3 protein-coding genes and 1 pseudogene are annotated in these 6,012 nt (G+C 60.4%); all 4 read left to right on the forward strand.

Features of this window, described 5'->3' with window-relative positions; all coding sequences use genetic code 11:
• Positions 1 to 33: 33 nt before the first annotated feature.
• Positions 34 to 2,061, forward strand: a pseudogene (gene pgaA / locus ADJ24_RS05365) (poly-beta-1,6 N-acetyl-D-glucosamine export porin PgaA); the annotation flags it as partial.
• An 8-nt stretch (positions 2,062 to 2,069) separates the two neighbouring features.
• Positions 2,070 to 4,007 carry a poly-beta-1,6-N-acetyl-D-glucosamine N-deacetylase PgaB gene (gene pgaB / locus ADJ24_RS05370; RefSeq protein ID WP_048702277.1) on the forward strand — a complete coding sequence of 646 codons (1,938 nt, stop codon included), beginning with the start codon at positions 2,070 to 2,072 and terminating at the stop codon, positions 4,005 to 4,007.
• On the forward strand, positions 4,000 to 5,328 hold the full coding sequence (gene pgaC, locus ADJ24_RS05375; RefSeq protein WP_023309155.1) for a poly-beta-1,6-N-acetyl-D-glucosamine synthase: 1,329 nt from the start codon (positions 4,000 to 4,002) through the stop codon (positions 5,326 to 5,328). Before pgaB ends, pgaC begins: the two co-directional genes overlap by 8 nt.
• On the forward strand, positions 5,328 to 5,762 hold the full coding sequence (gene pgaD / locus ADJ24_RS05380; protein ID WP_023309156.1) for a poly-beta-1,6-N-acetyl-D-glucosamine biosynthesis protein PgaD: 435 nt from the start codon (positions 5,328 to 5,330) through the stop codon (positions 5,760 to 5,762). Before pgaC ends, pgaD begins: the two co-directional genes overlap by 1 nt.
• Positions 5,763 to 6,012 lie beyond the last annotated feature (250 nt).

Here is a 6,012-nt window from a genome sequence, read left to right on the forward strand (position 1 = left end):
GGGCATTATCTGAACATAAAACACTATCAGTAAGTTGGAGTCATTACCACCCTGGCCGATGCCCGCATGGATACGCTTGCCCTGCAGGAAGCCCGACGGCTGGTAGCGGAAAATCCCTCTCAGGCGCATCTCCAGACGCTCTCGTATGTCTGGTTACGCCAGGGAAAAAGCTGGGATCGGCTTCTGGCAGACACCCGCGCGCTGAATGTCGCACCTGAGAATAAAGCGCTCCTCAGCGAGCTGATCGACGCGCTAACGGATAGCCGGGTGAACACCCCCGCGCTCCAGCTTTCACAAAGCGTAACGCTGTCCCCCGCGGAGCGTCGCCGTCTTGAGCGTAATGCCGCTGCAGAACGGGTTCGCCTTGCCGATGTGCCTGGCAGAACAGAAAAGGAGCGCCTGCAGCTTGCGCAAACCGCGCTGAATCGTTACGACGCTCTGCTTGCTCGCTGGCAAAAAGAGCCGCAGGCGGCGGAAGACGTCGTCCTTGCTCGTATCGACAGGCTTGGCGCGCTGTACGCCCATGCTGATTACCCACGGGTGATTAGCGAATATCAGGATCTTACGGCAGCCCAGCATCCGGTGCCGGACTGGGCAATCGGCTGGGTCATCTCCGCGTATCTGCAGGAGCAAAACGCTGCCGCCGCCTTCTCGCTTCTGCAACGCTATCCGCAATACGCTTCCGACCCGCAGGACGAGGAGCACGCGCTTTTCTACGCCTGGCTGGATACGGGACAGTATCAGTCCGCCCGCCAGTACGTAGAGCGCCAGACCCGCAACGTCCCGTGGACCCGCTACGATTTCGGCTCCCCAACCCCTCAGCCGAACGATCGATGGCTTACCGGACAGTCGCTCCGCTTTAACTATTTGCTGGCGACGAATGCCCTGCCGGAAGCCGAAAAGCTGACGCACCGTCTGGCGACAACGGCGCCGGGCAATCAGGGATTACAGATTGACTACGCCACCCTGCTTCAGGCGCGGGGCCTGCCGCGCGCGGCCGAGCAAAAGCTGAAAAAGGCGGAGGCGCTGGAGCCGTCCAACACAGAGCTAGAGCAACAGCAGGCTTACGTCGCGATGGATCTGCAGGAGTGGCGACAGATGGATTTACTGGCCGACGACGTGCTGGCTCGCGCGCCCAACGATCGCAGCGCCAGACGTCTCGACAGGCTCAGAACGGTCCACCACATGTCCGAACTGCGCCTCAACGCGAGCAAGGGTTTGCACTCCGATAGCCCCGTCAGCGGGACACACGACCTGAGCTGGGACGCCACGCTCTATGGCCCACCCGTAGCGGATAGCTGGCGGCTGTTTGCAGGCACCCGCTACGCGCAGAGTAATTTCGATGAGGGCAAAGGCACCAGCCGTCACCTTTTGGGCGGCGTCGAGTGGCGACCACGCGACCTCCAGCTCGAAGCCGAGCTTTCCAGCAACCGCTATCACGGTGAAAACAAGCCGGGCGCTCGCCTCGCAACAACATACTTTGTGACCGATAGCTGGCAGGTCAGCGGCAGCCTGGAACGCCTGTCGCGCACCACGCCCCTTCGGGCGTTACGCAACGGAATTAGCGCCAACCGGGGTGAAGGCGGAGTGCGCTGGTATCAAAACGAGCGGCGTGAGTACCAGTTCAGCGCCGCCCTCAGCCGCTTCTCCGACCATAACCGTCGCCAGGAATACACCCTCACGGGCAAGGAGCGTCTCTGGCAGACACCGTCCCTGACGCTGGATCTCGAGCCGGGGATCGCCGCCAGCAAAAACAGCCTGCGCGACACGCTTTATTACAACCCGGCGCGGGATCTGTCCGTGACGGCTGCCCTGTCCGTTGACCATGAGATGGTCCGCCATTACGACACCCTCTGGAGCCAGCAGTTTGTGGCGGGAGGCGGCAGCTACTGGCAGAAAAATCAGTCCGCTGGCGCCATCGCCCTGCTGGGTTACGGACAGCGCGTCCAGTGGAACAACGTCATTGATACCGGCGTGATGCTGAACTGGGATAAACGCCCTTACGACGGCAAACGCGAGAGCAATCTCTCCGTCACGTTTGACGCGACTTTACGCTTTTAAGGATGAATATGCTGAACACACGTTTTTCCGTGAGCCTGATACTCCTCGGCTGGCTCTGCCTCAGCGCGAGCGTCTGCGCGCAGGCGATCTCGTTCATTGCGCCCAAAGATCGGCCGCAGCTGGAGGCGAGTAAACCCTGGCCGGAGAACCAGTTTCTGGTCCTGGCCTACCACGACGTTGAAGACGATGCCGCCGATCAGCGCTATCTCTCCGTTCGCACCAGCGCGTTAAACGAGCAGATAAGCTGGCTTCTGCACAACGGCTATCACGCCATCAGCGTGCAGGACATTCTCGATGCCCATGACGGGAAAAAAACGCTGCCGCCGAAAGCCGTTCTGCTCAGCTTTGACGACGGCTACAGCAGCTTTTACACCCGCGTCTGGCCGCTGCTTCAGGCATGGAACATTCCTGCGCTGTGGGCGCCGGTGGGCAGCTGGGTGGATACGCCGGCAAATCAAAAAGTTAACTTCGGCGGCCTGATGACGCCCCGGGATCGCTTCGCGACGTGGGACATGGTGCGCGAGCTCAGCCGGTCCCCGCTGATTGAGATCGGATCGCACACCTGGGCCTCGCATTACGGTATTCCGGCCAACCCGCAGGGCAGCCGCGAGCCGGCGATCGCCAATCGCTTTTATGACAAAGCGACGGGTCGCTATGAAACCGACCAGCAGTTCAGCCAGCGGATCGGCGATGACGTTCGTAAAGTGACTGAAAAAATCACGCAGGTGACGGGCAAAGCGCCGCGCGCCTGGGTCTGGCCCTACGGCGCCGCCAGCGGTACGTCGCTCGCTATCGCCAGACAGCAGGGTTACCGGCTGGCCTTCACCCTTGAGGACGGGCTGGGGAACGTGCAGGATCTGGGCAATATCCCCCGCCTGCTGATCGCCGGGAATCCCTCGCTCAAGGCGTTTGCCAGCACGGTCAGCCAGGTTCAGGAGCGCGATCCCGTGCGCGTCATGCACGTCGATCTCGACTACGTTTACGATCCCGATCCTGCCCAGCAGACCCAAAACATCAACAGGCTGATCCAGCGGGTCTATGACATGAAGATCAGCCATGTTTTCCTGCAGGCGTTTGCCGACCCGCAGGGCGACGGCAGGATCAAGGCGCTCTATTTCCCCAACCGTCGTCTGCCGGTCCGGGCAGATCTTTTTAATTTTGTCTCCTGGCAGCTGCAAACCCGCGCGGGCGTGAAAGTCTTCGCGTGGATGCCGGTGCTCTCGTTCGATCTCGATCCTTCCCTGCCGCGCGTGCAGCGTCGGGATCGTCAAACCGGCGAGCTGCGCGAAGCCACCGAGCCCTATATCCGGCTCTCCCCGTGGGACCCGCAGGTGCGCCAGCAGGTGACGGACATCTATGAAGATCTGGCCCGCTATGCCAGCTTCAACGGGATTTTGTTCCATGACGATGCGGCGCTGACGGACGCGGACGATGCCGTTCAGAGCACCACGCGCCAGAAAAGCCAGACGCTTATCGGGTTTACCCACGCCCTGAGCCTGGCGGTGAAGCACATCCGCGGCCCGCAGATTAAAACCGCGCGCAATATGTTCGCCTTACCCATTCTGCAGCCCGAAAGCGAAGCGTGGTTCGCGCAGAATCTTGATGATTTTCTGGCGGAGTATGACTGGACGGTACCGATGGCCATGCCGCTGATGGAGTCCGTCCCGGCAGACGAGAGCGATGCCTGGCTGACGCGTCTGGTTAAAGCGGTCGCCGCACGCCCCGGCGCGCTCGATAAAACGATTTTCGAGCTGCAGGCCAGGGACTGGGACCAGAAACCGCAGCGCGCCGTTGCCGATAGCCAGCTTGCGCAGTGGATGCGCGTGCTCCAGCTGAACGGCGTCAAAAACTACGGTTACTACCCCGACGACTTTCTCAACAACCAACCTGATATCTCGCGCATCAGGCCTGAATTTTCTTCGTACTGGTACCCTGACAATGACTGATCGCATTATCGCATTCTCTATTTTATGTCTGGTATTCGGGTTGCCGTTAGGCGTGGCCGCCCTTTTTACCGGCGAACTGATTCTGGATTTTGTGTTCTTCTGGCCGCTGTTTATGTCGGTGCTCTGGATAACCGGCGGCCTCTATTTCTGGTATCAGCTTGAACGCCACTGGTCGTGGGATAAAGACACGCCCGCCCCGACGCTCGCGGGTGAGCCGCTCATCTCCATTCTTATCCCCTGCTTCAACGAGGGAAGGAATGCCCGGGAGACCATCAGCGCCGCGCTGGATCAGCGGTATGAAAATATAGAAGTTATTGCCATCAACGACGGATCTTCTGACAACACCGCGCAGGTGCTGCAGGAGCTGGCGCAGGAACAGCCGCGCCTGCGGGTGATTAACCTCGCGGAAAACCAGGGAAAAGCGCTGGCGCTCAAGGCCGGGGCGGCGGCGGCCCGGGGCGATCTGCTGGTCTGCATTGACGGCGACGCCCTGCTCGATCGCGATACCGCCGCTTATCTGGTGGCCCCGCTGATTCAGTACCCCCACGTCGGGGCGGTTACCGGCAATCCGCGCATTCGCACGCGCTCCACGCTGATTGGCCGCATTCAGGTGGGCGAGTTCTCTTCCATTATTGGGCTCATCAAGCGGACGCAGCGGATCTATGGCCGGGTCTTTACCGTCTCCGGCGTCATCGCCGCATTTCGCCGACAGGCGCTGGCAGACGTCGGGTACTGGAGCCCGGACATGATCACCGAAGACATCGACATCAGCTGGAAGCTTCAGCTGCGCCACTGGGATATCTTTTTTGAGCCGCGGGCGCTGTGCTGGATCCTGATGCCGGAGACGCTGAGGGGCCTGTGGAAACAGCGCCTGCGCTGGGCCCAGGGGGGCGCGGAGGTGTTTCTGGTCAACCTGCGCAGGATTGTGCGCTGGGAGCATCACCGCATGTGGCCGCTGTTTCTGGAGTACGCCCTGTCAACGCTGTGGGCCTTCGCATATGCGATGACGGTGCTGCTGTTCCTCCTCAGCCATGTCGCGCCGGTTCCCGCCAGGCTGACCGTGGAGAGCCTTTTTCCACCGGAGTTTACCGGGCTGCTGCTGGGCGTGATGTGCCTGCTGCAGTTCCTGGTCAGCTTGTACATCGAGCGGCGGTACGAACGAAAAGTGGCCAGCTCGCTTTTCTGGGTGATCTGGTTCCCGATGGTGTACTGGATGATTGGCCTGTTCACCACACTCGTCGCATTTCCAAAAGTCATGCTTAAACGCCAGCGCGCTCGCGCGCGCTGGATCAGTCCGGACCGGGGAAAAGGGAGCATTTAATGAACGAAAATACCTTAATTTTGACCGAGCATCGGCTCTTGCCGCGTCTTTTCGATGCCGCGCTGACGCTGGTGGCATGGGGAGGATTTCTGTTTTTCCTGTATGCCCGGCTGTGGATGCAGCTAACCGATGAGAGCGACCACCGCTGGAGCGTGATTATCGCGTCCTTTAATACGGTGTTGCTCTACCTGCTGTTCGCCGCGCTCAACGGCTGGCTGCTGATTTTGTGGTATCAGTACAACCGCCGCCGCGCCCATGTGAGGCGGCGTCAGCCAGGCTATTTTCACCAGGAAGAGCTGGCCCGCAGCTTTAATGTTTCACCGCAGATCATCTCCGAGATGAGCCAGTACAACCTGCTGACGGTGTATCACGATCAGATTGGCCGCATCATCGATCTGAAGATCAGCGAGCAGCAGGAAGAGGAAGAGCAGTAACGTAAAGCCCCCGCAGGAGACCCTGCGGGCTGAGGGATCCACCGTATTTTTTAAGCAGAAGCAATAACCTTGTTTCAGAACGACTAAAGGCTTTCAGCGATGCCCTGGTCCGGCTGTAAATCGCTGAGGCGTTTGCCTTCCGGCCGGGGCGAGGCGCATGGATGCGCCGAGAGGACGGGCTTTACAGGGACGTTACCTCCGCCCGTACCCGACAAGCCGGAAGGAATAAGCCGAGGGCACCGCGAAGCGG

This window comes from Enterobacter sp. 940_PEND, assembly GCF_001059415.1.
Classification (GTDB): Bacteria; Pseudomonadota; Gammaproteobacteria; order Enterobacterales; family Enterobacteriaceae; genus Enterobacter; species Enterobacter cloacae_M.